Source organism: Moraxella tetraodonis, from assembly GCF_022359095.1.
Taxonomy (GTDB): domain Bacteria; phylum Pseudomonadota; class Gammaproteobacteria; order Pseudomonadales; family Moraxellaceae; genus Faucicola; species Faucicola tetraodonis.
On the sequence record NZ_JACSYB010000001.1, the window covers coordinates 2348732 to 2373641 of the forward strand.

The following is a 24910-nucleotide window of genomic DNA, read 5'->3' on the forward strand; positions in this document are numbered from 1 at the left end:
TTAAACTAATTTTAATGATACAACAGGTTAAACATAAGTAACGAGCACACTCACAAAGACTATTAGCACAACCCCTGCCATCAGCCCCGCCAAAATGTCATCAATCAAAATACCAAAACCGCCGCTCACATTTTTATCCACCCATTTAATCGGAAAGGGTTTTAAAATATCAAAAAAACGAAACGCGACAAATGCAGCAAAGTATAGTAGCAGTAAACTTAACTGATGACCTTGCAATAAACCATCATCGTAGAAATGCAGCCATAAAATTGGCAAGAGTGACACCCACATGCCAACCCATTCATCCCATACGATATGCGGGTCATCGTGTACGCCCATCAAATCAGACGTTTTACCGCAGATATAACTACCGACTAGAGCGCCCATCACTGTAACCGCCAAAAATCCCCAAAACCCCAGCGCTAACATCGGAATGGCAACCACCAGTCCGCCCACTGTGCCCCACGTCCCAGCAGCGCGCTTTGGCAATCCTGAGCCTAAGCCGATACCGAGCCAATAAATCAGCTTTTCCCAAACGCTCGCGGTTGGCGGACAAGGCGGGCAAACATTGGCTTTACGGACGTCGGGTTTATGCAGTTGAGTCATAGGGCGTTCTTTGGCTAAAAATGCTGATAGCCAGTGATTGAAAATTCAATTGGTTGGTTATTATAAGTCAGCCTCAAGCCGTTTTCTGTGACAATTTTGCCAATGGCAAAAATTTTATCCGAAAACTGTTGATTAAATTTGACAAAATTTTGCTCACTCATGGTAAAGCACAGCTGATAATCATCGCCGCCATTAAGCTGATGTTGCCACTTATCAGCATTTGGCAAAGCTTGTAATCGTGGGTGCATTGGAATATCGGCCAAATCGACCACCGCGCCCACCTGTGATGCGGTCAGGATATGACCCAAATCCTGCCCTAGCCCGTCTGAAATATCAATCATGCTATGGGCAAACCCACGTAATTTTTGCCCGAGCTCAACTTGCGGAACAGGTAAATCCAGTGCCGGCTGTAAAGCGATTGATTGTAAAGCAATATTGTGCTGCTCAGATTTTTCAGCGTTTAAAATCTGCTGTAAGGCAAAACTTGCTGAGCCAATCTCACCGCTGACACAGATGATATCACCGACTTTTGCGCCCCCTCTAGTAATAGCTTGCCCAGTTGGCACAAAACCCAGTGCAGTGACAGAGATGGTTAAGGTGTTTGATTGGGTGGTATCGCCACCGATGAGCTCGACATCAAATCGGTTGCAAATGTCCGCGATACCTTGGGTGAATGGTTTGAGCCAGTCATCCTGTACAAGCTTAGCAGGCAAGCTAATACCCAGCAATATCGCATAGGGCGTCGCTCCCATCGCTGCCAAATCGGATAAATTGACCGCGACCGATTTATAGCCGATGGCATAAGCGGATGTTGATAAGGGAAAATGCCGACCTGCAACCAGCGTGTCAATGCAGCTCACCAGTTCGCAATCACTTGGCATACTGCTTATCGCGCAATCATCCCCAATACCCACTTGGGTCAAAGGATTTTTGCGTGTACAGTGTTGAAAATGTTGATAAATCAAAGAAAATTCGGACATCTTAGCCATCCGTATCGAGCATAAAAGGGCGTAGCGAGTACGCCCTTTACGGTATTATTTTTCTTCTTCAGTGGTCGCTTGCGATGGCGGCTGCGGCGCATCCTCTGTTTTGGCTTTTTTGGCATCCGCTTCTACTTCAGGCATACGCGCGTCTTTGGCGATTTTATCCATCACCACGTGAATCATTTTATAACCATCTGATGAGCCAAAATGGGTATTGAGCTGAATCGCTTCATCAATCACTACTTTGTAAGGCACTTCCAAGTGCTGCTTCATCTCATACGCACCGACAAGCAATACCGCTTGCTCAACTTTATCTAGACGTGTCCAAGGGCGATCAAGTAGGCTGTCGATATAGGCGATTAAGTCATCGCTTTGCTCAATGATTTTGCTCAGTAGCTCATGATAATAGCCCAAATGCACCGTGTGCATGGCATTCTCACTGCGGGTGTGCGCTTCGATTTCGTGCGATGGATTGCCTGTCAACAGCCATTCATATAACCCTTGTACCACAAAACGGCGTGCTTTACGAATCGCGGTCAGGCTGGTTTTATAATTGACGGCGTTGTCTTGACTCGCCTGCTCTGGTGTGGTGTGGGTTGAATTGTCAGTCATATCGCTACCTTATTCACCAGCCATTTGTGCGTCAATTTGACCCAACACGTTAATCATCTCAAGCGCGACCATGGCTGCTTCTGAGCCTTTGTTACCTGCTTTGGTGCCAGAGCGCTCAATGGCTTGTTCGATGCTGTCTGTGGTCAAAATTGCATTAATGACAGGCACGTCATAATCCAACCCAATCGCGCCTAAGCCTTTGGCAGATTCACCAGCGACAAAATCAAAGTGCGGCGTGCTACCACGAATCACCGCGCCTAAACCGATGATAGCGTCAAATTTATCAGTTTGTGCCATACGGGCAACCGCCAGTGGAATTTCCCAAGCACCCGGTACACGCACGACAGTAATATTGCTACCTGCGATACCATGACGCAGTAAGGTATCAATCGCGCCGCTGACCAAACTTTCTACCACAAAGCTGTTAAAACGTCCTACCACCATACCGATTTTGGCGTGGGCATTGGTGTGTAGTTCACCGCTGATATGCTGTACTTGGGCGAGTTCGTTTTGAAGATTTGCCATGATGATTACCTTTAAATTGTAAAAATTAGAATCTGATTTTGCTAGGTATGATACCATTTTTGTTAGGTTTATTCATGTTATTTAGCATGACCCTAGGTTACTCTTGTTAAAATAAAAAATCCGCCATAGCGACGGACTTTTATACAACATAATTAAGCTTATTGGGTCAAAAAGCTTGGCAATACTTTATGACGTTTTTCCAATTCTTTGGCTTTTTTCTTACTGACACCGCCTAATACTTCAATGGCATGACGCAGGCGCTGCAACGTCATATCCGCCCCAATCAAATACATTGAATTCATCACAGGTGTGCTTGACTTACTACCTGCGATGGCAATAAAAAATGGCGACATAAAATCACGCAACTTAATGCCCATCTCGCCTGCCAAACCAGACAATACCGCTTGGATATTCTCCTCCGTCCATACAGGCAGGGTTTCTAACTGCCATTGCGCAAGTTGTAGAATCTCCACGGTTTGCTCAGTGGATAACACTTTATGCTCAAAGTCCACCTCACTAATCGTTGGCAAGTTTTGGAAATAAAAGCCCGACCAATTCACCGCATCCGACAACAAGTTAATGCGTGGCTGAATGGCTTTGGCAATTGCGGTAAGTTTGTCGCTGTCATTTGCCCAATCGAGAATTTTGGTTTTTAAGGCTTCAGGTGACAGTGAACGCAACCATTCGCCATTGAGCCAAGTGAGTTTTTCCACGTCAAAAATCGGACCGCCAAGCGACACCCGTTTGATGTCAAAACTGGCAATCATGTCATCCAACGTGAATTTTTCAGCTTCATTTGGCATCGAATAGCCCATACGTCCCAAGTAGTTGAGCAAGGCTTCTGGCAATACACCTGCATCACGGTAATAAGTGATAGACGTTGGGTTTTTGCGTTTGGATAGTTTGGATTTGTCTGGGTTTCTAAGCAGTGGCATGTGACATAGCACTGGCATATCCCAACCAAAATATTTATACAATAATTGATGCTTTGGAGCAGAGTTAATCCACTCTTCGCCACGGATGACGTGGGTAATCTGCATCAAATGGTCATCGACCACGTTTGCCAAATGGTAGGTTGGTAGACCGTCGGTTTTAAGTAGCACTTGCATATCCACTTGTGACCAAGGAATCTCGACCTCGCCACGTAGCATATCGTCAAATTTACATACACCCTCGTCTGGCACACGCATACGAATGACGAATGGCTTGCCTTCGGCGGCGAGCTTGTCCGATTGTTCACGGGAAAGTTTCGCATAGCGACCGTCATATTTTGGGGTTTCACCACGCGCCATTTGTTCGGCTCGCATTTGATCTAACTCTTCGGCTGTGGCAAAACAGCGGAATGCATGACCTTTGTCCAACAGTTCTTCGGCGTATTGTTTGTAGATGTCTTTGCGTTCGCTTTGGCGGTACGGTGCATGTGGACCGCCTACGTCTGGACCTTCTGCCCAGTCAAGACCGACCCAGCGCAGGGCGTCCAAAATCATTTGTTCAGATTGTGCGGTGGAGCGCGTTTGGTCGGTGTCTTCAATGCGTAGGATAAAGTCACCGCCATGCGCTTTGGCAAAAGCAAGGTTAAATAGCGCGATATAGGCAGTGCCAACGTGGGGAAAGCCTGTGGGGCTTGGGGCGATACGGGTGCGGACTTTTGACATGGATTTCTCAATTTTACAAAAATTTCAAATTAGCGGCTATTATAGCCGACTATCGAATTTTTATAAATTGAATCCTAGCGATGATAGGTGGCTGATAAAATATAAATTTGGAAGGCAACGCTAAATGCTAGATTGACTTTGGCATTTAGCGTTATTTTTGAAGACTCATTCAATTATTTATCCTTGCGATGGCGAATGATTTCGACAATCATTGGTACCACCGAAAACACAATAATGGCAATCATAATCCACGAAAAATGTTCTTTGACAAAGGGTAATTGACCAAAAAAATAGCCTAGCGTGGTAAAAGATACGACCCATAATACCGCGCCAACGATGTTATAGCGAGCAAACTGGGCATAATTCATGTTACCCATCCCGCCTACAAACGGCGCGAAAGTGCGTACAATGGGAATAAAACGGGCAATAATAATGGTGCGTCCGCCGTATCTTTCATAATAATCGTGGGTTTTTTGCAAATAGCTTTGCTTAAAAATCTTGGAATTGGGATTGGAAAATAACTTTTGCCCAAAGTGTTTGCCAATCTCAAAATTAACAAAATCGCCCAATACTGCCGCTACAATCAATAAACCAATCAGCACAAAGATATTCATATCGCCCACTGCGGCAATGGTGCCTGCCGCAAACAACATCGAATCCCCTGGCAAAAATGGCAACACCACCAGACCCGTCTCGCAGAACACAATGGCAAACAAAATCGCATAAATCCAATTGCCATAATTTTTGACCAATTCTTGTAAATGGTCACCAATATGCAAAATAAAATCAACCAACCACATGGGCTATCCTTATAATTTTAGACAAAATAACAAAATATAACTAATTTACAGTCGTTATATGAAGGCAACATTAAGAACGCATCATTATAGCAAGAATGGGTAAAAATTTTGTGTTTTTAGGCAAAAATCATCTTGACAGCAAAATCAGTTTTCAATAAAATACGCGCACTCTTAGGCAAAGCAGTCTAAATAATTCCCAAAAATGGGGCTATAGCTCAGTTGGTAGAGCACTTGCATGGCATGCAAGGGGTCAGCGGTTCGACTCCGCTTAGCTCCACCACTATTAAGTCTGCTTAGAGCACCTCGTGCGATTGCGTCCCCATCGTCTAGAGGCCTAGGACATCGCCCTTTCACGGCGGTAACCGGGGTTCGAATCCCCGTGGGGACGCCACTTATTTTAAAAAAGCCATTGTCTGACGGACGATGGCTTTTTTGTTTTTGCTGTCTGCTTGTCATAGGCGTTTTTGCTATCTAGTGTTGCCTTGCCACATCCTAGGTTAAATAGGTTACATAGGTTACATAGGTTACAGCATCTTGCTTTTTCCCATGCCCCACCCCACAAAATCAATTTTCCTTGCGCTCAGTTAACGCTTTGTCATCAAAATTAGCATATAATTGAGCGCGCACTTGCGTATGTGATAAATGACTTTTTGGCTATCTGCTTTGAGCTACATGATTTTAGCCACTAAATTTTACCACTTGAGTTTTGACTCGCTGATTTTAAGCTATTGGGAAACTGGGCGAAGACTATGGCAAATTTTAACACCCACATAAGCGTGGCTTTTGTCGCAAGTGGCGTCACTGGCTTGGTGATTTATAAAGCAGGGATGCTGACCGCGCCTGAATACTTGATGTGTGTGGTGGCTGGTACCATTGGTGGCTTGCTGCCCGATATTGATTTGGACCACTCGGTACCCGCGACCGTAGGATTTAATGTCGTATCGCTGTTGAGCGCATTTTTTATTGTTATCTTGTGTGTCGGGCAGTTTTCGTTGGTGGCATTGGCAGGATTGTGGTTAGCATCTTATTTGCTGATGCGCTACGGTGTGTTTAATTTATATAGCAAATTGACGGTTCACCGCGGTATCGTGCACTCGATTCCCTATCTAGGGATTATGGCGATGACCCTCGTGTACGCTAGCTTTTATGGGTTTAAGCAAGGCGCTGTTATCAGTTGGTTTTTGGGGCTGTTTTTGATGTTTGGCGCCATTGTTCATCTGCTGTTAGATGAGATGTTTAGCGTCAACCTGTTAGGGCTGAGTGTCAAAAAATCTTTTGGTACCGCGTTTAAAGTGTTTAAATTCGATCAAGTAGGCTGGTATTTGGGTTTATATGCCGTGTTGGCCGCCTTGATTGTGTTTGCCCCGCCGTTTAAAGTATTTTGGCAAACGCTACAAGACCCGATTAGTTGGCTTATTTTAAAGAAAAATATACTGCCTACCGCCATCAACCTACCGAACATTCATTAACATGATACATACGTCACCTTGCCCGTGCGGCTCTACACTGTCTTATGCTGATTGCTGTGCGCCCCTGCATGTGGGGCAAAAAACCGCCGACACCGCCGAACAGCTAATGCGATCACGCTACTGTGCATTTGTGCTTCAACATATCGAATATATCGTTGCCACCACCGCGCCTTTTCAGCAGTCGCTGCTTGATACCCAAGCGATTAGCGACTGGGCAAAGCAGACCAACTGGGCAGGACTTGAAGTCATCAACCATCTAGCAAAACTTGGCAAACGCCATGCACAAGTTGAGTTTAAAGCCTACTTTCACTTGCCTAATGCATCGGCTGTGCATTCCGCTGGTTTAGATTTAGCTGTTTTAGACAGCAGAGGTTTAGACAACAAAGGTTTAGACAGCAAAGGCGTCCATCATGAGCTATCCACCTTTGTGAATATTCCCACCCATGGCACCAGCCGTTGGTATTTTTTGGATCCGACAGTGGTCATGCCTGTGACCCAAAAGCAGCCTTGCCCCTGCGGCAGTGGTGAGAAATACAAACGCTGCTGTGGACAGTTTTTGGCTTAATCGCTGTACCATTGATAACAAAAACTTTAACAACCGCTCTACAATTTTTTTGTTTTTTAAAAGGGCTTTTTTGCTAGACTAATTTTATTTGCGATTTTGCCATAAAGACAACGATATTAAAGGAGAGTCTCATGCCAGCCCTACGCCAAGATATTGATCCAGACGGTTTATTAGAATACTCTGTGGTCTACACCGACCGCTCGCTCAATCACATGTCCAAAAAATTCCAAACCGTGATGAATGATTTGTCTACAAGTTTGAAAAACGTGTACAACGCCGATGCGGTGGCAATCGTGCCGGGTACAGGGACTTACGGTATGGAAGCGGTTGCGCGCCAGCTTGCCACTGACCAAACAGTGCTCATCATCCGTAACGGTTTTTTTAGTTTTCGCTGGACGCAAATCCTTGAAAAAGGTCGTATCACGGATGACGTGACTGTCCTGACCGCACACATCGGTGACAACAGCGATTCAATTGGGCAGCAACAGCAGTTTGAGCCAGTGGCAATCGAGACGGCTGTCGCTGAGATTCAATCCAAAAAACCTGCGGTGGTATTTGCCCCGCATGTCGAAACCGCGGCAGGCTTGATGCTGCCTGATGACTACATCAAACAACTTGCCGATGCGGTGCATAGTGTCGGTGGTTTACTGGTCATCGACTGTATCGCATCAGGCTGCGTGTGGCTTGATATGAAAGCGTTGGGCATTGATGTGCTCATCTCTGCGCCACAAAAAGGCTGGTCAAGCACGCCATGTGCGGGGCTAGTGATGATGAATGAAACAGCCGTCGCCAAAGTGGAAGCCACCGAATCAACCAGTTTTGGGCTGGATCTCAAACAGTGGCTCACTATCATGCGCGCTTATGAAAATGGCGGTCATGCATATCATGCGACGATGCCAACCGATGGGCTGACCAAATTCCGCGATACCGTCAAAGAAGCCGAAGCGATTGGACTTGATAAGCTCAAAAGCGCCCAATTTGAATTGGGTCAAAAAGTGCTCTCTGTTCTCAATCAACACCATATTATTAGCGTCGCAGCTGAAGGCTACCAAGCGCCCGGTGTGATTGTGGTCTACACTGACCGTGATGATATGCACAAAGGTGCAGCATTTGCAGCCCAAGGCTTACAAATTGCAGGCGGCGTCCCACTGAAAGTTGGCGAACCCGACAGCTTTAAAACATTCCGTTTGGGGCTATTTGGGTTAGATAAATTAACGGATGTGGACGGTACAGTCAGCCGTTTTAAGCAAGCGCTTGAGAAAGTATTAGCTTAATTATCAGCGTATGCATTAGCGCATTGATTAGCAGAACAACGGTTTATTTTAAAAGCTCTGTGAATTTAAAAGCTCTGTGTAACAGGGCTTTTTTATTGCTTTAAAATTACTTATACAGCCTTTTTGCTATGCGAAAGGTATTGCAATGGGCTTCCACCACATCGTCGATGTTTTCTGAGTAACCGCCACCCATCACCACCGCCACTGGAATTCCATGGGCTTTGGCTTGGCTAAATACAAACGCATCACGCTTGGCACAGCCGTCACGGGTGAGCGCAAGTTTACCGAGCTTATCGGTGGCGAGCACATCCACAGCAGACTGGTAAAACAGCATATCGGGTTTCACTTTTGCAATAAGTCTGGGCAGCGTCTCCATTAATATTGCTAAATACGCCTCATCGCCTGTCTCGTTTGGCAAATCAATATCCAAATCGGATGCTTGCTTGCGAAACGGATAGTTTTTTGCGCCATGCATACTGAAGGTGAATACCCGAGGTTCATTTATCATCAAATGCGCTGTACCGTTGCCTTGATGCACATCCAAATCCACGGTCAGAATTTGGGTCGCCTGTCCACGCGCCAACAATAAATTACTCGCCACTGCCACATCGTTAAACACGCAAAACCCTTCGCCATGATCGGCAAAGGCATGGTGGGTGCCGCCTGCAATATTGAGCGCGACACCGAATTGTTTGGCGAATAACGCACATTCATAAGTGCCGTGGGCAATCACACGTTCCCGCTCAACGAGCCTTGGCGTCATCTCAAAGCCGATGGCGCGCGCGTCTTTGGCGGGCAATGTTTGCTGTTTTAGATGCTGCCAGTACCTTTGTGTATGTGTGGTGAGAATTTCGTCTTCGCTCAATCGCTGCGGGGCAAAAAAATTGGCTTGGGTCAATGTACCCTCCGCCAATAACCGCTCCGCAATCATCGGATATTTTTGCATAGGGAAACGGTGATGCTCGGGGACGTCATATTTAAAAATATCAGCATAAGCGACTTTTATCATATTATAAGCTTGCCCCTACTTTGCGGGCGATGGCAATGCCTTCTTCAATGGTTAAGCAGGTCGGATTATCAGGCGTATCTTTAAATAAAATATCGCCATCCCGAAACATCAAACATTCATCCACATACAGCTGTTGCCAGTGTTCGTTGTAAGTCAAAGGAATGGTAGTAATCAAGGTGACTTTATCGGTCTGCGAGGTCACTTCACTAAAATCAATCGCCAGCTCACTGTCAGCGAGTTTCGCCTCACCAAAGGGCGCTTTACGGGTGATAAAAAACAGCAAGCTCCCTGCATAGGCTAGCTGCCAATCGCCATTGCTAATGAGACAATTAAACAAGCCCAACGCCGATAACTCACGACAAATCATGGTCAGAAACTGGAATAACACCTCGTCACTGGGCGGCTCACTAAACTGTGATTTGAGTCGATTGAGCAGATAACAAAACGCCATCTCCGAATCGGTTGTACCTACGGGCTGATACTGGACAGGCACAGGGCTGAGCTGGTCAATAAAATCCATCTGTAATTGCCCATTATGCGCAAATGCCCATTCCTCGCCCCACACCTCACGGACAAATGGATGAGTATTAGCCAAGCAATTTGTGCCTTGCGTGGCTTTGCGAATATGGCTAATCACATTCATCGCCTTAATCGGATAACTATTGACTAAATCTGCCACCGGTGAGCAGAAACTTGGCTTGTCATCGTGAAATTGACGTACTCCAGCTTTACCATTACCCTTTGATGGGTCGGGATTTTTTTCAAAAAACACAATACCAAACCCATCGGTATGGATATCGGTCTGCCCGCCCCGCTGACGAAACCCCGCAAAGCTAAAATGAATATCGGTGGGTGTGTTACAATTCATACCCAGAAGTTGGCACATGGTGATTAGGGTTCCTTTCTACTGCAATTTTGCTGAGTCGTTATTGTCTACCAAGTCGTCATCCGCTAGTTGCGAGGTGTCATCGATATTATCGAGCAAAGCTTTGGCTTGCTCAACATCTTCAGGGGCAACCCATAGCACACCGCCTGTGTTCAATCCCATCAAATCAACGAGTTGGGTCTGTACGTTGATGCCGTTGTTTTGTAAATAGATGGCGTGGGTTTCTGCCAATAAGTTGGTCGGGTATTCGGCAAGTTTCTGCCAGTTGTTAGTATCATTCATCTTACTATTCCGAGAATTATGTATATTTTGGTAAAATTAAATTGAAATCAATCATAAAAATGCTATTATTAATAGGTAGTCTGACCTAGGGCTAGACCCTACAGTAGGACTCATCGGGTTCGGCGAAAGCTGAACCCTTTTCTTTTTAACGTATAACTATGCCTAACGGATGACTTTTACTTGCTTGTTTTAATAAAACTGGCATTAGTCTATCAAGATAATTTCTACCACCTTTCTTTTTAACATATTGATTAGTAAAAAATTTCTGCCCCAAGAAATAAGCATTAACATCGGCTAATTGAATAAAATAAGAATGTGCAGAATCACGATGAATTGCATCTTCTATTACCCATTGTGTGGGCATCATACGATAGCCTGAGCCCAAGTTAAAGCTATTTGGGACAGGATTATATCTTCTCATTCGTCGGGTTAAATTTCTTAATTTTATCTCATCAGTTTTATCAACAAATAACAAAGCTGAATCAGTTGCATTGTTTGAACCAATAAAATTGTGATGATAAAGTGTATTTTCGATACGCTGAATAAGCGTTTGCCAAGCAAGGCTAAAAATATCACTATTTAAAGATTTATTCTTTTTGTTTACCACCACGTTCACAATTTGATAATTAAGTAAACTTGCTTGAAAATCAATAACATCTCGTAACAGCCTGAGCCGTAAAGACTTAGGAATTCTCTGAAAATCACCAGGTTTGTGAATAAAATGAGAACAGTGAATTTCTTCTCGTAATTTAAAACCATAGCTTGCTCTCAGTTCTTTTCTAAAGCCAATCACTGAATTTAACGTGGTTTGCCAATGACTTTCATGAACTACGATAGCACTTAAACAAAAATAATTCGATGGACTATTTACCAAGCCAGTATCACCGCTTTCATCCACATACACAAGAAACATTGAATATCCTTATTTCACGCTCGCCCAATGAAAGCTGGCTAGGCGTTTCATCAAATCAGGATTTTTCACCATAATATTATCGCCCGTGCGACCTTGCTGACGGTTATAATAAATCACATTCAAACGCAGCAGCCAAAACGTCACGCCCGCCATAGCAAGCATAACTGGCAATGCCTTTTTCTCATCATCGCTCAAAGCGCGTTTGCTCTCGTAGCCTTGTAAAAACGCTTGCATTTTGGCGTCATCAAAATTCACCGCTTCGCCATCATTGGCGTTACCCCAAGTGGTGCAAAAATCATTAATGGTAATCGCCACATCCATCACAAAATGTTCAACACTGACTTCGGTAAAATCAAGCAAACCTGTGAGTATTGGCTGGGTTTCATCACTAAAATCCCACAGCGTGTTATCGGCAAACATGTCCAAATGACATAAACCTGTTGGCAAATTTTTGCTCGCTACGGTTTCGTACGCTTGCCAAATATCATTCATCAGTTTGGCTTCATCGCTTGGCATAAACTTGGTTTCACGGTCACGCACCAGATGCCAAGGATATAACTCAACGCCATAGTTTTGTGCAGGGGTCAAGGTTTGCAAGGTTTGGTGAAGAACGGCTAAAGCCTCGCCCATTTGACGGCACATATCAGGCGTGGTTGCTTTCGGGTGACCGCCCGAGAGTTTTGGTGATACCACAATAGCTTTATTGTCAAAATACAGCAAAAACTCGCCGTTTTTGGCGGCTAGCGGTGCTGCTACGGGTAGCTGGTCTTTTAGGCGGTTTAGGATAATTGCCATTTTTTGAATTTCATGCGGTTTGCGTTCTTCAAACAAGGTAAATACATAAGACGGCTCGCCGGCTTTGTCCTTGGTTGTTTCAATAAACCAATTACTGTTTTTGATACCCTGTGTGATAGGTATGGCTTTGGCAAAATCCACGCCAAATTGTTGGCAAAAATCACTAAATTGTTGGTCAGTCAACTGGGTATATACAGACATAAGGCATCCTTGAAGCGCAGCACACCGATAAAACTGCGGTAATGGCAAAGTAAATTTGATAAACTTACGGCTATTATAGAAGGAAATCGAATATGTTAGCAAAACGAATTATCCCTTGCCTTGATGTTGACAATGGCCGGGTGGTCAAAGGTGTGCAATTTGTCGACATCAAAGACGCGGGCGACCCTGTTGAAGTGGCGCAGCGCTACAACGAACAAGGCGCGGATGAAATCACTTTTTTGGATATCACCGCTACCCATCATGGACGCGACACCACCTACCATACGGTTGAACGCATGGCAGAGACCGTGTTTGTACCGCTGACCGTGGGCGGCGGGGTGCGTAAAGTCGATGACATTCGTCACTTGCTAAACGCGGGCGCGGATAAAGTATCGATTAATTCAGCGGCAATTTTTAACCCTGAATTTGTCGGTGAAGCGGCAGCGCGTTTTGGCAGTCAGTGTATCGTGGTAGCGATTGATGCCAAAAAAGTGGGTGACAATCAATGGGAAATTTTTACCCATGGGGGACGCAAAGCGACTGGCATTGATGCGGTGGCATGGGCGGTCAAAATGGCAGGGTTTGGGGCGGGTGAACTGCTTGTGACCTCGATGGATTCAGATGGCACCAAAAACGGCTATGATATCGCCTTGATGAAACGCATTACCGATAGCGTAAATGTGCCAGTGATTGCCTCAGGTGGCGTCGGTAATTTGCAACATTTGGCAGATGGGGTGCTGCAAGGCGGTGTTGATGCGGTACTCGCGGCGAGTATTTTCCATTTTGGCGAATATACCGTGGGGGAAGCCAAGCAGTTTATGGCACAGCAAGGCATTGAAATGCGATTATAATGGCGAGCCTTGTGAGAACGATAGCCGTTGGTAATAACTAAAAGCGCACAGCAAAAAATAGCCCAAACTAGCCAAAACTGCTATGATATTGGCAATTTCGATAATGACTAAATTGCCATGTTTCCACTAATTTTAACTCACCCGCAATGGGATCCTGTCGCTCTGCATTTGGGACCTGTCCAAGCCCACTGGTACGGGCTAATGTATTTACTGGCTTTTGCTGCCGCTTATGCGTTGGCTTGGTATCGCACTAAATCACGCCCAGACTGGAATGCCGACATGGTCGCTGACCTGGTATTTTATGGGGCGATGGGCGTGATTCTAGGCGGCCGTATCGGCTACGTGCTGTTTTATCAATTGAGCGAATTTTTAGCCAATCCGATGTATTTGTTCAAAATCAACCAAGGCGGCATGTCGTTTCATGGGGGATTTTTGGGTGTCGCCATCGCAATGCTATTTTTTGCCCGCAAATACAAAAAAAACATTTGGAATGTGCTAGATTTTATTATTCCCTGCGTACCAACCGGACTGCTGTTTGGTCGTATTGGCAATTTTATCAATGGCGAATTGTGGGGTCGGGTGTCTGATGGTGGTTACAACTGGCTGATGCTGTTCCCGCAAGCGGTCAATGAAGACAATGAACTGCTCAAACAAACCCCTGCCCTGCAAAGTCTTGCGCAAACCTTTATGATTGATGGCAACAATTATTTGTTACTCCCCCGCCATCCGTCACAGCTGTATCAGGCTTTCACTGAAGGGGTGGTACTGTTTGTTTTGGTTTGGTGGTTTGCCAGCCGTCCGCGTCCGCGTATGGCAGTTAGTGGTTTGTTTGTGATGGGCTACGGTATTGCGCGTTTTATTACCGAATTCTTCCGCCAACCTGATGCTGACCAAGGTTTTATTTTATTAGGGTGGATGACAAAAGGGCAAATGTTAAGCCTACCGATGATTATCGGTGGTTTGGTTTTATTGATTTGGGCGTACAAAAACCAAATCTATGATTGGGGCAGTCAAAAGAATGTGGACTAACAAAGAAAATTAACCAAGGAACTCATCACCCATGATTACGTCAAAAAATGAACAAGCCTATTTGGATTTACTTAAACTGGTGCTAGATAACGGCATACAAAAAGGCGACCGTACGGGTACCGGTACCATCAGCTATTTTGGCGCGCAGATGCGGTTTGATTTGAATGAGGGTTTTCCACTACTGACCACCAAAAAAATCCATACCAAAAGCGTGATTTATGAGCTGCTTTGGTTTTTAAAAGGCGATACCCATGTCCAATACTTGCAGGACAATGGCGTACGCATTTGGAATGAATGGGCAACCGCCGAGCAAACTGCCCGCTTTGGCAAGCCTGAAGGCGAACTTGGCGCGGTGTACGGACACCAGTGGCGCAACTTCGGGGCAAGTAAAAAAGCGGACGGCAGCTACCATTCAGACGGTTTTGACCAAATCAGTTGGGTGGTGAATGAAATCAAAAACAACCCAAACTCGCGCCGTTTGATTGTCTCTGGCTGGAATCCTTTGGAGGCCAACGAAGTGGCCTTGCCCCCTTGTCATACCCTGTTTCAGTTTTTTGTCGCCGATGGCAAATTATCTTGTCAGTTGTACCAACGCTCGGCGGATTTGTTTTTGGGTGTACCGTTTAACATTGCCAGCTATGCCTTGCTTACCCATATGATAGCCCATGTGACCAGGCTTGGCGTCGGTGAGTTTGTGTGGACGGGTGGTGATTGTCATATCTATAACAATCATTTACAGCAAGTGCATGAGCAGCTTAGCCGCGCGCCGTTTGCGCTACCCAAACTTTGGCTCAATCCTGACATTACTGACATTTTTGCCTTTGATTTTAACGATATAAAAATTGAAAATTATCAAAGCCATGCCACAATTAAGGCTGAAGTCTCCGTATAAGCTTGCAGCCCAATGCCAAAACTCACAACAATAAGGATAAATCATGAGTTATTCTAATGTGGAAGTCGCCCAAATCGTGGCGATGAGCCAAAACCGCGCCATTGGCAAAGACAATCAATTGCCTTGGCATATATCTGAGGACTTGAAACATTTTAAAAAACATACCAATGGCGGTATCGTGATTATGGGTCGTAAGACCTTTGAATCCATGGGGGCAAAACCCCTGCCCAACCGTACCAATTTTGTGATTACCACCAATTTGGACTACCAAGTGGATGATGATGCCGTCATTGTGATGCACAACCTAGATGACGCACTGACCCAAGCCTCGTCGCTCGCCCATGGTAAAGGTTTGCAAACGATTTGGGTAATTGGTGGCGAAAAAGTCTTCCAACAAGCCCTACTGTTTAGTGATCGCTTAGAAATCACCCAGGTCGACACTGTGATTGACAACGCAGCAGCATTTTATCCAGAGATTACCAGTGATTTTGTCAAAACATCAGAAAGTGAAAAATTCACGGATGAGCAAAGTGGGTTAAGCTATCAGTTTGTCACTTACCAAAAAGCTTAAGCTTGACAGTGACGACTCAGCGCACAGAAAAAACCACGTTATATAACGTGGTTTTTTATGCAGCTGTAGTTTTTTTATTTAGATATTGATGTTTTATTTTGATTGTTCTTGAGATTTGACCGCTGAGGCAACAGGTGGTGCGATATTTGGGGTGTCACCTGTTTTGGCTTTAATCTCTGCTTTGGCTTCAGCCGTTGAGGCATTACGCGCTTCAATGGTCGATGTTTTTGCAGTAGCCGTTGGTGCAGAAGATGGCGTCATAGAAGCATTGTCTGGGCTAGCAACCGTGGCGTTTGGACCTGTTGCGGTGTCTGCATTGGCAGTGGCGGTGGTGGTTTCACCCGCCGCAGGTGAGGTTGCCGCAGGCGTCGAACCCGCTGGTTTGGCAGCGGCAGCAGCAGATGCAGCGGCTTTGGCTTCTACTTCAGCATTGAGTTTTGCAACGTCAACGTGGTTACCAGCGGGGCGAACAATTGCTGAAATAAGGATTAATAAAACCACGCCTAGAAACGCTAAAACGCCAATTAAAGAATAACTAAGTTCTTTTTTGACATTGTTTTCCACGACTTCATGATGAGCCATCGTAAACCTCACTGTAAATCATTGGGGCAAGAGTTGTTGAATCTAAATAAATTCAAGTCTAATTTTTAACTATTATACGGAACTTTGTAACCATTATATACTAAATTTTTGCAATTGGTGACAAAACCTTACTGCATCTAAGGTTTTAACGTGTTTTACGAACCAGCCAACTAATCAGTAGCAATAGCGCTGCCAGTGCCAAGATAGGATAACTACCCCAGCGCATAAATGGCGTATTGCCAACGCGCGATTGGATCTCACCCCGTAGCACCGTGCGCTCAAAGGCTGGCGCTTTGGCAACAATATTGCCTTTATCATTGATGATTGCGGTCACGCCTGTATTGGTCGCGCGCATAAACCAGCGACCGGTTTCAATCGAGCGCATTTGCACCATTTGTAGATGCTGTAATGGACCTGCCGATGTGCCAAACCAGGCATCATTGGATACCGTCAATAAAAAGTCGGTATTTTTGGCATTGCGGCGGGTGGTATCAGGATAGGCGACTTCATAACAAATCGCCACGCCAACTGGGTGGTTTTTGACTTGCAAGGGTGCTTGGTGCGCAGACCCACTGCGAAAACTCATGGTACCGCTCATCAAGTTTGGTAATGCCCAATCTAACATACCTTCAAACGGGATATATTCGCCCACAGGTACCAAATTTTGTTTCTTGTATAAGCCTTTGGCATCGGCGCCCAAAGCAATCACACTGTTGTAAAATGGCTCGTATTTATCAACTTTTGGATCGTATTCATTGACATCCACATACGGAATACCAGTGAGCCATGCGGTATTGCTTTCGCGGGCTTGGGCAGCAATTTGGCTGATAAAGGGCATGGCGTCGGTCTGAAACATCGGAATCGACGACTCTGGCCATAAGATAATGTCCTGCCCCCATTCTGTTTTACTTAAACCTGCATAGATACCCAGCGTTTGGATTTGGTATTCTTGCAGCCATTTTAAGTCCTGCGGAATATTGCCTTGTACTAAGGAGACTTTCAGATTTGGTGTGCCTTTGGGGGTCGTCCATTGCGGGGCAATAAGCCACAGCGCCACGCTTGCCAGTAACATCAAAGACGAGGGAATTAAAAAACGGTATTTTTTTCGCGCCGCTTCCACTAAACTTGCTGAGACAAACACGGATACAAAGCTCAGCGCCAACACCCCAAAAATTGGGGCAAGGCTCGTCAGCCAAGGTTGCGCTGTATAAGCATAGCCCACAAATAGCCAAGGAAAACCTGTAAATAGCCAGGTTTTTAGCCACTCTTGTACCACCCATAATGACGCAAAGCTTAACGGCTGTTTTGCCACAAAGCGATTAAAAATGACCGCCAAGGCACCATGAAACAATCCCATCCCCAAGCCAACAAAACCAATCATCAGCAAGGCTAACAAGGTAGGGGTATCACCATAGGTATGAATCGAGGTAAACAACCAAAACGCGCCCACGCTCCACAATCCCATGCCATACATTTCACCAAGCCAAAACGCCCGCCAATTTGACATTGTGGGCAATAATAGCCAATACAGCACCAGTGGCGACAACAGTGCCACTAGCCAAAAATTGTAAGGCGCTAACGCAAAGATAAATACCGCACCCGCAAGCCAAGCCAGCACCAGTTTGGGTAACAGCGGCTGTTTGGTATTTGCAGATTTGGCACTATCGTGATGAGATTGTACAGAAAGTTGCTTTTTTAGGGACTGGGTAGTAAGACGCATTGGCGAGTATTGCCTTTAAGGTTAAACGGTTTTGCAAACATAAGTAATGGGACTAATCGTCGAGCTGATTATACCCTTTAACCAGTTCAATTTCTTGGATAAATCGACCATCTGCTGACAATACTGTCAAACGACAATCGTCAATAAAGACGGTTTGACCCAACACCTCATTGACTTCGCCAAGCTCTTGCATGACCAGTCCGCCCATACTAGTGACATCCTCACTATCAAAATGGGTACCTAGCTGTTCATTACAGTCTGAGACTGAGGTGATGGATTGCACAATCCATGTATCAGGCTGGTTAGGCACAGGCACTATATGGTTGATATCGGTATCTTCTTCGATGTCGTCATGCTCATCGATGATATCACCGACAATTTCCTCGAGTAAGTCTTCCATCGTCACCACGCCTGATGCCACCCCAAACTCATCGATGACGATTGCCATATGAATTTGATTTTTTTGAAATAGACGCAGCAGGTTGTCAGAACGCGCAGTTTCACTGATATAAATTGGCTGACGTACAATCGCTTCAAGATTAAAATGGTCAATATTTTGACCTTGCGCCTTGGCGACCAAAAACGGAATCAAATCTTTGGCAAGTAAGATACCCATCACTGTGTCTTTATTGTCATCGGTAAATACAGGATAACGCGAGTGGGCGGTTTCCATATAGAGCGACATGATGTCTTGCAAGTTTTGGTGCTGGGTGATGCCTGCAACGTGGCTGACAGGGGTCATGATTTCTCGCACTTGAATGGCGGGTAAATCTAGCACGCCCTCTAACATATCGACGGTGTCGGGCGCCAAAAATCGACGCGAATCATGTACCAATTTGACTAGTTCATCACGGGTTTCAGGGGCGGTGGATAGCCAGCGTTTCAGACCGCGTGACCAGCTACTGCCTTGTTGTTTGTTTGACAGGTGTGAACTCGAATTGTCGTCTGACATAGCCGACGAGACCCTCATATGGCGAAAGATTTTTTTACCTTACCTTAACCCCATGATGATTGCAATGGTATTTTTCTTAATTTTATTGTATTTATTGGCTGATTTTACTCACCCATCAGCTTGTTGAATGCTAGTAAAGCCTTGAATAAATAAGCACTATTGGCGAATCCAATGAATTACCCGTTCTTCTTGCTCTAGTTCAGAAACCTCTGTTTCGGACTGACAGCGTCCCGCCACGCTGATATTTTTTTGGCGCATCATGGTTTGTGTCACGGCGGCATCTTGGGTAAGTAATAAATGCCAGCTTGGTAGTGGTTGCCCGTAGTACAAGCGCTTGTAGGCGCAGCTTGCCGGTAGCCAGTACATCTCGCCAATGTTATCGATGGTTAGGCTGATGCAGTCGGGCACATAGTCGCGCCTTGTTGGATAATGCTGGCAAGCCCCTGTGTTACAATCAAGCAGTCGACAGGCAACATCACTGTATTCAACTTCATCGGTGTCATCGTCTTTAAATTTAATCAAACAACACGCCCCACAGCCATCGCACAAGGCTTCCCATTCAGCTTGGGTCAATTGTTCTAACGAAAATCGCTCCCAAAATTGCGGGCGTAAGGTAACAGATTGGCTCATTATGTTTTCAACTTTTGGCTTGTATAAAACAGTGACAGTATTATAACGGAAAATGCGATGATTTCAGTATACAGTAGTGCCTGTATTAACCGTTGCACTGACTTGCCACGCTTTGAGTAGCGTATGAATCCAGCGTTTTTATAACGCCAGTGTCTTATAACAATAGCAACCAATCATATCATTTACCATAACATAAGGATTTATGATGCCAATTCAAATTTTACAACTCGAATCTACCACCAGCGATGGCGTGGAGCTCAAAAGCTATGTCTGTCTACCAGAATCAGCGAGCCACGACAATCCTGCCCCAGCGATTTTGGTGGCGCCTGAATGGTGGGGCGTCGTTGAGCACCCACAAAAAGTCACTGAGCGTTTAGCCGAAGCGGGTTTTGCTGCCGTCGCCATGGATGTGTATGGCGAAGGTAAACTGACCACAGATGCCGCCCAAGCCAATGAATGGATGAGCCAAATGCTCGCTGACCAAGACATGTTGATGGCGCGCTGTAAACTCATTATGGATGACTTTACCGACCTCGAAGCCGTTGACACAAACCGTCTGGGCGCAATTGGTTTTTGCTTTGGCGGCAAAATCGCCTTAGACATGGCGCGTGAAGGCTTCCCGCTTAAAGCAGTGGCGACTTTCCACGGCAACCCTGCCCCAAAACAACCGGCACAAAAAGGCAAATTCACCGCCAAAGTATTGGTCGCACATGGTGAAGCCGATAGCATGGTGTCAATGGATGCGATTGAAGGGCTAAAAAAAGAGTTGGATAACGCCGATGTAGAGTACACAGTCGATGTATACGAAGGCGCCAAACACGGCTTTACCAATCCTAATGCTGACAAACGCGCCGAAGAAAATGGCGTGGATTTGGGCTATGATGCAGATGCGGCAAAAGCCAGCTGGGATGAAATGATTGCGTTTATGCAAGACAATCTTGTATAACATACAGCCGCTGCATCGTTAGCCCCAAAAGCAATATCCATCATGATATTGCTTTTTTTATGTCTACGTCTCAGTTTGAGTCCAGCTTTGTTAAGTCTGTTGTCAGTCACTATTGAATCCCAACTAGAAAGTCTTATATAGCTATCACGATAGTAACCCGATGGTGAATTTTGAACGCACATCCGAACACAAATCCCTCAACGATGCCAAGTCCCAATCAGCACTTAAGCCACAACCATACCCAAGCGCATACCGAAACGCAGCTTGATAGTTTTGCACCGCGTATTTTGACCTGGTTTGACCATAACGGGCGTCATGATTTGCCGTGGCAGCAGCATCAGCTTGACACGCCAGACCCCTATCCTGTGTGGTTATCTGAAATCATGCTACAGCAGACCCAAGTGGCGACGGTGATTCCTTATTTTGAGCGCTTTATGGCAAGTTTTCCCACGGTGCAGGATTTGGCAAACGCATCTTGGGAGCAAGTCGCTGAGCACTGGGCAGGACTGGGTTACTATGCACGTGCGCGCAATCTGCATAAAGGTGCCAAGCAGCTGGTGGATATCATCGAGCAAACTGGCAAATTTCCGCAAACGGTTGCCCACTGGGAGCAGATTTCAGGGGTAGGTAAATCTACGGCAGGTGCGATTGTGGCGATGGGTGTCAGAGCTGACCAATATGGCGGTGACAGAGGAGTGATTTGCGATGGTAATGTCAAACGTGTGCTGACCCGTTGGGCGGGTATTGACGGCGATATCACCAAAACTGCCACAACCAAAGCGCTTTGGCAACTTGCCGAGCGCCTAACACCGACCCGTGACAGTGGGCACTATGCGCAAGCGATGATGGATATAGGGGCGACGCTATGTACCAAAGCCAAACCTGCCTGCCTACTGTGTCCCGTGCAAGCCGACTGCGTGGCAAATGCCCAAGGTAAGCAAAGTTTTTATCCGGTAAAAAGTAAAAAATCCCCCAATCCGTCTAAGTTTTCGCTAGCGTTAAAGCTGGTTTGCGATGACAAAACCTTGTGGCTACAACGTCCTGACAATGGGATTTGGGGTGGACTGTGGTGTTTACCATTGGCATTTGTCAAAAAACAATCGGGCGAAAAAAACCCAGGTGCGCCGCTACTGGCAACCTGGCAGCAAGAGGCGACGTTTGAAGCAGAATACAACACCGCTGAGCAGATTATTTTTGAGTTCTTACAAGCTGAGCAACTGCTAAATATCCAGCAGGTTAACTTAGATAGCCCTGATACTGTCAAACATAGCCTTACCCATTTTCATTGGTTTTTGACCCCGCTCACCATGACGCTGACGATAGAGCAGGGTATGCGGCTGACGCAAACACTGCAACAAGCGCTGCAAACGCTATCATGGGTAGATGATTCAGCGCAAAACAGCTTAGCCAAACCAAAAGCCATGCAGCTATTGACAAGGGGTTAATGCGTGTAAAATCGTCGCAGGCATTAAATCAGGGATGATGGTTATGTTAAGATTGGCCTGCTGTAATAACATTTGCTCTGCAATACGCGACTGCAATACCAAATAATAACAGCTGGCAGCCATTTCAGTGTTTGCTGTTAGTTGTTGCCAATTTTGCCAGGCGGTCAAACTTGAGATGAGTACAACGATGGGTTGGTTATGGGTCTGCGTTTGCTGCCAAACCGCGAATGCTTGGGTGGTTGCGCTTGGTAAAATCCGTTGGTACAAGTTTAGCAAATGCACTTGCACACCTTTTACCGCCAATGTATCTGCCAATAATTCTCGTCCGCCGATGCCGCGCCATACCTGCAAATAATCGCCTTTACCAAGCGCTTGGATTACCGGCAAATTTAATAGCCCTTCATTGTTTTGCGCGCGTTTTTCATCAGGAAAAATAATGGTAGGTGGTGGCAACTCTGTGAGCTGCTGCCAGGTCTGGTTAAAGTAATTCGCGGTTTTGTCACCCACCGCCACCCATGTAATCTTTTTGGACAATTCAGTTAGCTTGACCAAGGTGGCAAGCCTCGCTAAGCCATACTTTACTGCCGCTTCACTGACTAGCACCACCACTTGATAATGGTCAATCGATTGTAAAACTGCTGTCTCTGTCACTGTCAACGGCTTTTCTACCAATGCCAACAGCGGCAGCTCAGTCACTGTAACGCCATGGTGGCGCAAAAATAGGCTTAGCATCTTGGCTCGCTGATCAGGTCTGGTATTGATAAATTGCATGGCTATGCGTATCATTCAATATCAGTGGTCTTGATAAATCTGCGCCAAGATTTTGTCCGCACCTTGTGCAATGAGCGCTTCAGCCACCACCACGCCCATGGCTTCAGCAATTTGCTCAGACTCCCGTACGTCATCAACTAACGCGTTATGATGCTCGGCTTTTAACAAGGTTTTACCATCCACACTGCCGACACGACCCTGTAAATAAATTTGTCCATCTTGAATGGTAGCAAAGCCTGCAATCGGTACTTGGCAACCACCCTGTAAATGACGATTCATGGCGCGTTCTGCCATCACGCATAGACGGCTTGGCTCGTCATTGAGCGGTTTTAATAGTGCCAGCACATCGGCATCATCACTTCGGCATTCAATGGCAAGCGCACCTTGTCCGACCGCGGGCAGACTGATATGCGTATCAAGTTCATGGCGAATACGATCGGTAAGCCCCAAACGCGTCAAGCCACTGGTTGCCAAAATAATGGCATCATACTCACCTGCATCTAGCTTGGCTAAGCGCGTGCCTACATTGCCGCGTAGGCTGATAATCTCTAAGTCAGGACGATATTGCTGGATTTGGCATTGACGCCGTAAACTTGATGTACCAAGTTTAGCGCCTTGTGGCAACGCATCTATACTTTCATAGTGATTTGATATAAACGCATCGGTTGGCTGCTCACGCTCACAATATGCGCCAAGCGTCAGACCTTCAGGGAGCACCATGGGTACGTCTTTGAGCGAATGCACGGCGATATCGGCACGTTTTTCATATAAGGCTTGCTCAAGCTCTTTGACAAATAAGCCTTTGCCGCCGATTTTGGCCAGCGGGGTATCTAGGATTTTGTCGCCTTGGGTGACCATCGGTACTAGATTGACGGTCAGGCTTGGGTACAGCGCTTGCAACCGCGCTTGGATGTGTTCGGCTTGCCACAATGCAAGCGGGCTTTGGCGAGTGGCGATATTTAAAGTGGTTAACGTAGTCATAGCAGTATCTTTTTTAGCATTCGATAAAAATGCCTAACTCTCTAAGCTAGGCATTTGTCAGATGGGTATCTGTCATTAATTCAGCGAGTTAGGCAACAGTATAGCAAAATGTCAGGATAATTTCTCTGGCTGCTCGCTAAAGCATACGGAAACATGCGAAAGACGACACTACATACACTACATTGATTGGATTTTATCGCGTAGTAATGGCAAATGACGGCGGCTGATGGCAAGTTTGTCGGACAAGCCTTTGAAACACACTTGGTACTGGCCTTGGTCAATCGCTTCAAGCATTTCTAGGTAGTTAAGATTGATTAATGCATTGCGATGGATACGAAAGAACGCATCACCAAATTCTTGTTCAAGCTCTTTGAGCGTTTCATCAATTAAAACCGTGCCACCTTTATGACGGATTTGCACGTATTTTTGGTCGGCTGTAAAATAATAGATATCTTGCAGCGCAATCAGCTCCACCCCGCGATGGGTACGCGCCGCAATATGCTGACGATTTGACTGTGCTAGCGGATCTTCTAATCGACTGATTTCATTGAGCTGTGCATTACTAAGCAATGACGCTCTCGATAGTACCTGTAACAATTCTTCTTTGTTGGCAGGCTTTAACAAATAGCCAACCGCGTGTGCTTTGAATGCGGCAATCGCGTAATGGTCATACGCGGTCACAAAAATAATGGCGGGCGCATTATTAAGCTCATTGAGCTCTTGGGCGCAGCGGATACCATCCATTCCTGGCATCCGAATGTCTAACAAAATTACATCGGGTGCGAGTTCTTTGACTTTTGCAATGGCCTCCATACAGGTGGCTGCCAGGGCAATTACCTCATGTCCCTCTTCTCTTACGATACGTGCCAACCTCTCTCGGGCTAGTGGCTCATCGTCACAGATCACAATTCTCACTGTTTACTCCTTTGCTCCTTTGAGGTCAAAAACACATGCCTTTAACCCTA

The 24910-nt window shown here is 45.8% G+C and carries 27 protein-coding genes and 2 tRNA genes; 11 read left to right on the forward strand and 18 right to left on the reverse strand.

All coding sequences use genetic code 11. From position 1 onward, the window contains the following. Window positions 1–27: 27 nt before the first annotated feature. The 6 genes from H9W84_RS10330 to H9W84_RS10355 form a co-directional block, all read right to left on the reverse strand. The gene (locus H9W84_RS10330; RefSeq protein WP_239743457.1) at window positions 28–606 is read right to left on the reverse strand and encodes a phosphatidylglycerophosphatase A family protein; all 579 of its coding nucleotides are present in this window, start codon (window positions 604–606) and stop codon (window positions 28–30) included. Window positions 607–620: 14 nt separating this feature from the next. Further along, window positions 621–1586, reverse strand: a complete 966-nt coding sequence (thiL, locus tag H9W84_RS10335) for a thiamine-phosphate kinase (protein WP_239743459.1) — start codon at window positions 1584–1586, stop codon at window positions 621–623. Between the two features lie 54 nt (window positions 1587–1640). Continuing rightward, window positions 1641–2201: a transcription antitermination factor NusB gene (gene nusB / locus H9W84_RS10340; protein WP_100274173.1), complete on the reverse strand. Its 561-nt coding sequence runs from the start codon at window positions 2199–2201 to the stop codon at window positions 1641–1643. 9 nt (window positions 2202–2210) lie between these two features. After that, on the reverse strand, window positions 2211–2726 hold the full coding sequence (ribH, locus tag H9W84_RS10345; RefSeq protein ID WP_007115135.1) for a 6,7-dimethyl-8-ribityllumazine synthase: 516 nt from the start codon (window positions 2724–2726) through the stop codon (window positions 2211–2213). Between the two features lie 158 nt (window positions 2727–2884). After that, entirely contained in the window at window positions 2885–4381 is a 1497-nt protein-coding gene (gene gltX, locus H9W84_RS10350) for a glutamate--tRNA ligase (protein WP_239743461.1), read from the reverse strand. A gap of 173 nt (window positions 4382–4554) precedes the next feature. Further along, entirely contained in the window at window positions 4555–5181 is a 627-nt protein-coding gene (locus H9W84_RS10355) for a DedA family protein (RefSeq protein ID WP_095356697.1), read from the reverse strand. A gap of 204 nt (window positions 5182–5385) precedes the next feature. On the opposite strand from H9W84_RS10355, the gene H9W84_RS10360 reads away from it, so the two are divergent. The 5 genes from H9W84_RS10360 (at window position 5386) to H9W84_RS10380 (ending at window position 8489) form a co-directional block, all read left to right on the forward strand. Further along, window positions 5386–5461: transfer RNA gene (locus H9W84_RS10360), tRNA-Ala, on the forward strand. Between the two features lie 35 nt (window positions 5462–5496). Continuing rightward, window positions 5497–5572 (forward strand) — tRNA-Glu (locus H9W84_RS10365). A 358-nt stretch (window positions 5573–5930) separates the two neighbouring features. Beyond that, window positions 5931–6650: a metal-dependent hydrolase gene (locus H9W84_RS10370; RefSeq protein WP_239743463.1), complete on the forward strand. Its 720-nt coding sequence runs from the start codon at window positions 5931–5933 to the stop codon at window positions 6648–6650. Between the two features lies 1 nt (window position 6651). Beyond that, the gene (locus H9W84_RS10375; protein ID WP_239743464.1) at window positions 6652–7215 is read left to right on the forward strand and encodes a YchJ family protein; all 564 of its coding nucleotides are present in this window, start codon (window positions 6652–6654) and stop codon (window positions 7213–7215) included. A 131-nt stretch (window positions 7216–7346) separates the two neighbouring features. Continuing rightward, window positions 7347–8489: an aminotransferase class V-fold PLP-dependent enzyme gene (locus tag H9W84_RS10380; RefSeq protein ID WP_239743466.1), complete on the forward strand. Its 1143-nt coding sequence runs from the start codon at window positions 7347–7349 to the stop codon at window positions 8487–8489. A gap of 106 nt (window positions 8490–8595) precedes the next feature. Here H9W84_RS10380 and H9W84_RS10385 read toward each other — a convergent pair whose 3' ends face one another. The 5 genes from H9W84_RS10385 to H9W84_RS10405 form a co-directional block, all read right to left on the reverse strand. After that, on the reverse strand, window positions 8596–9498 hold the full coding sequence (locus H9W84_RS10385; protein WP_239743468.1) for a histone deacetylase family protein: 903 nt from the start codon (window positions 9496–9498) through the stop codon (window positions 8596–8598). A gap of 1 nt (window position 9499) precedes the next feature. Next, window positions 9500–10384 carry a class II glutamine amidotransferase gene (locus H9W84_RS10390; RefSeq protein ID WP_239743469.1) on the reverse strand — a complete coding sequence of 295 codons (885 nt, stop codon included), beginning with the start codon at window positions 10382–10384 and terminating at the stop codon, window positions 9500–9502. 18 nt (window positions 10385–10402) lie between these two features. After that, window positions 10403–10666: a hypothetical protein gene (locus tag H9W84_RS10395; RefSeq protein ID WP_239743472.1), complete on the reverse strand. Its 264-nt coding sequence runs from the start codon at window positions 10664–10666 to the stop codon at window positions 10403–10405. Between the two features lie 145 nt (window positions 10667–10811). Further along, a complete protein-coding gene (locus H9W84_RS10400; RefSeq protein WP_062333511.1) occupies window positions 10812–11579 on the reverse strand; it encodes a DUF3800 domain-containing protein in 768 nt (255 codons plus the stop codon). 9 nt (window positions 11580–11588) lie between these two features. After that, window positions 11589–12575, reverse strand: a complete 987-nt coding sequence (locus H9W84_RS10405) for a homoserine kinase (protein ID WP_239743474.1) — start codon at window positions 12573–12575, stop codon at window positions 11589–11591. Between the two features lie 92 nt (window positions 12576–12667). Between H9W84_RS10405 and hisF the strand changes: the two genes are divergently transcribed. The 4 genes from hisF to H9W84_RS10425 all read left to right on the forward strand — a co-directional run bounded on the left by hisF (window position 12668) and on the right by H9W84_RS10425 (window position 15918). Continuing rightward, window positions 12668–13426: an imidazole glycerol phosphate synthase subunit HisF gene (gene hisF / locus H9W84_RS10410; RefSeq protein WP_036600629.1), complete on the forward strand. Its 759-nt coding sequence runs from the start codon at window positions 12668–12670 to the stop codon at window positions 13424–13426. A 129-nt stretch (window positions 13427–13555) separates the two neighbouring features. Further along, window positions 13556–14455, forward strand: a complete 900-nt coding sequence (lgt, locus tag H9W84_RS10415) for a prolipoprotein diacylglyceryl transferase (protein ID WP_036600642.1) — start codon at window positions 13556–13558, stop codon at window positions 14453–14455. Window positions 14456–14486: 31 nt separating this feature from the next. Next, window positions 14487–15347 (forward strand): thymidylate synthase, encoded by an 861-nt coding sequence (locus tag H9W84_RS10420; RefSeq protein WP_239743476.1) that lies wholly within the window; start codon window positions 14487–14489, stop codon window positions 15345–15347. Window positions 15348–15390: 43 nt separating this feature from the next. Continuing rightward, the gene (locus H9W84_RS10425) at window positions 15391–15918 is read left to right on the forward strand and encodes a dihydrofolate reductase (RefSeq protein ID WP_007115148.1); all 528 of its coding nucleotides are present in this window, start codon (window positions 15391–15393) and stop codon (window positions 15916–15918) included. A 93-nt stretch (window positions 15919–16011) separates the two neighbouring features. On the opposite strand, the gene H9W84_RS10430 is transcribed toward H9W84_RS10425, so the two are convergent. The 4 genes from H9W84_RS10430 to H9W84_RS10445 all read right to left on the reverse strand — a co-directional run bounded on the left by H9W84_RS10430 (window position 16012) and on the right by H9W84_RS10445 (window position 19802). Next, a complete protein-coding gene (locus H9W84_RS10430) occupies window positions 16012–16500 on the reverse strand; it encodes a hypothetical protein (RefSeq protein ID WP_065253848.1) in 489 nt (162 codons plus the stop codon). A gap of 145 nt (window positions 16501–16645) precedes the next feature. Further along, window positions 16646–18220 (reverse strand): apolipoprotein N-acyltransferase, encoded by a 1575-nt coding sequence (gene lnt, locus H9W84_RS10435; protein WP_239743478.1) that lies wholly within the window; start codon window positions 18218–18220, stop codon window positions 16646–16648. A 52-nt stretch (window positions 18221–18272) separates the two neighbouring features. Beyond that, window positions 18273–19172 carry a CBS domain-containing protein gene (locus H9W84_RS10440; RefSeq protein ID WP_239743481.1) on the reverse strand — a complete coding sequence of 300 codons (900 nt, stop codon included), beginning with the start codon at window positions 19170–19172 and terminating at the stop codon, window positions 18273–18275. Window positions 19173–19328: 156 nt separating this feature from the next. Beyond that, complete coding sequence (locus H9W84_RS10445) at window positions 19329–19802, reverse strand: YcgN family cysteine cluster protein (protein ID WP_239743483.1); 474 nt, start codon at window positions 19800–19802, stop codon at window positions 19329–19331. A 205-nt stretch (window positions 19803–20007) separates the two neighbouring features. Here H9W84_RS10445 and H9W84_RS10450 point away from each other — a divergent pair, with 205 nt between their 5' ends. Together H9W84_RS10450 and mutY are read left to right on the forward strand one after the other, a co-directional pair. Next, window positions 20008–20748 (forward strand): dienelactone hydrolase family protein, encoded by a 741-nt coding sequence (locus tag H9W84_RS10450; protein ID WP_239743485.1) that lies wholly within the window; start codon window positions 20008–20010, stop codon window positions 20746–20748. Window positions 20749–20918: 170 nt separating this feature from the next. Beyond that, window positions 20919–22193, forward strand: a complete 1275-nt coding sequence (gene mutY, locus H9W84_RS10455; RefSeq protein WP_239743487.1) for an A/G-specific adenine glycosylase — start codon at window positions 20919–20921, stop codon at window positions 22191–22193. On the opposite strand, the gene H9W84_RS10460 is transcribed toward mutY, so the two are convergent. The 3 genes from H9W84_RS10460 to H9W84_RS10470 all read right to left on the reverse strand — a co-directional run bounded on the left by H9W84_RS10460 (window position 22176) and on the right by H9W84_RS10470 (window position 24860). After that, a complete protein-coding gene (locus H9W84_RS10460; protein WP_239743489.1) occupies window positions 22176–22964 on the reverse strand; it encodes a uroporphyrinogen-III synthase in 789 nt (262 codons plus the stop codon). The genes mutY and H9W84_RS10460 overlap by 18 nt on opposite strands. Before the next feature lie 21 nt (window positions 22965–22985). Then, window positions 22986–23945, reverse strand: a complete 960-nt coding sequence (gene hemC, locus H9W84_RS10465; RefSeq protein ID WP_239743491.1) for a hydroxymethylbilane synthase — start codon at window positions 23943–23945, stop codon at window positions 22986–22988. Between the two features lie 177 nt (window positions 23946–24122). Continuing rightward, the gene (locus H9W84_RS10470; protein ID WP_239743493.1) at window positions 24123–24860 is read right to left on the reverse strand and encodes a LytR/AlgR family response regulator transcription factor; all 738 of its coding nucleotides are present in this window, start codon (window positions 24858–24860) and stop codon (window positions 24123–24125) included. Between the last annotated feature and the right edge of the window lie 50 nt (window positions 24861–24910).

Coding starts and splice junctions, on each gene's coding strand:
- H9W84_RS10330 (WP_239743457.1), bottom strand. CDS start 606: ATGACTCAACTGCATAAACCCGACGTCCGTAAAGCCAATGTTTGCCCG.
- thiL (WP_239743459.1), bottom strand. CDS start 1,586: ATGTCCGAATTTTCTTTGATTTATCAACATTTTCAACACTGTACACGC.
- nusB (WP_100274173.1), bottom strand. CDS start 2,201: ATGACTGACAATTCAACCCACACCACACCAGAGCAGGCGAGTCAAGAC.
- ribH (WP_007115135.1), bottom strand. CDS start 2,726: ATGGCAAATCTTCAAAACGAACTCGCCCAAGTACAGCATATCAGCGGT.
- gltX (WP_239743461.1), bottom strand. CDS start 4,381: ATGTCAAAAGTCCGCACCCGTATCGCCCCAAGCCCCACAGGCTTTCCC.
- H9W84_RS10355 (WP_095356697.1), bottom strand. CDS start 5,181: ATGTGGTTGGTTGATTTTATTTTGCATATTGGTGACCATTTACAAGAA.
- H9W84_RS10370 (WP_239743463.1), top strand. CDS start 5,931: ATGGCAAATTTTAACACCCACATAAGCGTGGCTTTTGTCGCAAGTGGC.
- H9W84_RS10375 (WP_239743464.1), top strand. CDS start 6,652: ATGATACATACGTCACCTTGCCCGTGCGGCTCTACACTGTCTTATGCT.
- H9W84_RS10380 (WP_239743466.1), top strand. CDS start 7,347: ATGCCAGCCCTACGCCAAGATATTGATCCAGACGGTTTATTAGAATAC.
- H9W84_RS10385 (WP_239743468.1), bottom strand. CDS start 9,498: ATGATAAAAGTCGCTTATGCTGATATTTTTAAATATGACGTCCCCGAG.
- H9W84_RS10390 (WP_239743469.1), bottom strand. CDS start 10,384: ATGTGCCAACTTCTGGGTATGAATTGTAACACACCCACCGATATTCAT.
- H9W84_RS10395 (WP_239743472.1), bottom strand. CDS start 10,666: ATGAATGATACTAACAACTGGCAGAAACTTGCCGAATACCCGACCAAC.
- H9W84_RS10400 (WP_062333511.1), bottom strand. CDS start 11,579: ATGTTTCTTGTGTATGTGGATGAAAGCGGTGATACTGGCTTGGTAAAT.
- H9W84_RS10405 (WP_239743474.1), bottom strand. CDS start 12,575: ATGTCTGTATATACCCAGTTGACTGACCAACAATTTAGTGATTTTTGC.
- hisF (WP_036600629.1), top strand. CDS start 12,668: ATGTTAGCAAAACGAATTATCCCTTGCCTTGATGTTGACAATGGCCGG.
- H9W84_RS10420 (WP_239743476.1), top strand. CDS start 14,487: ATGATTACGTCAAAAAATGAACAAGCCTATTTGGATTTACTTAAACTG.
- H9W84_RS10425 (WP_007115148.1), top strand. CDS start 15,391: ATGAGTTATTCTAATGTGGAAGTCGCCCAAATCGTGGCGATGAGCCAA.
- H9W84_RS10430 (WP_065253848.1), bottom strand. CDS start 16,500: ATGGCTCATCATGAAGTCGTGGAAAACAATGTCAAAAAAGAACTTAGT.
- lnt (WP_239743478.1), bottom strand. CDS start 18,220: ATGCGTCTTACTACCCAGTCCCTAAAAAAGCAACTTTCTGTACAATCT.
- H9W84_RS10440 (WP_239743481.1), bottom strand. CDS start 19,172: ATGTCAGACGACAATTCGAGTTCACACCTGTCAAACAAACAACAAGGC.
- H9W84_RS10445 (WP_239743483.1), bottom strand. CDS start 19,802: ATGAGCCAATCTGTTACCTTACGCCCGCAATTTTGGGAGCGATTTTCG.
- H9W84_RS10450 (WP_239743485.1), top strand. CDS start 20,008: ATGCCAATTCAAATTTTACAACTCGAATCTACCACCAGCGATGGCGTG.
- H9W84_RS10460 (WP_239743489.1), bottom strand. CDS start 22,964: ATGCAATTTATCAATACCAGACCTGATCAGCGAGCCAAGATGCTAAGC.
- hemC (WP_239743491.1), bottom strand. CDS start 23,945: ATGACTACGTTAACCACTTTAAATATCGCCACTCGCCAAAGCCCGCTT.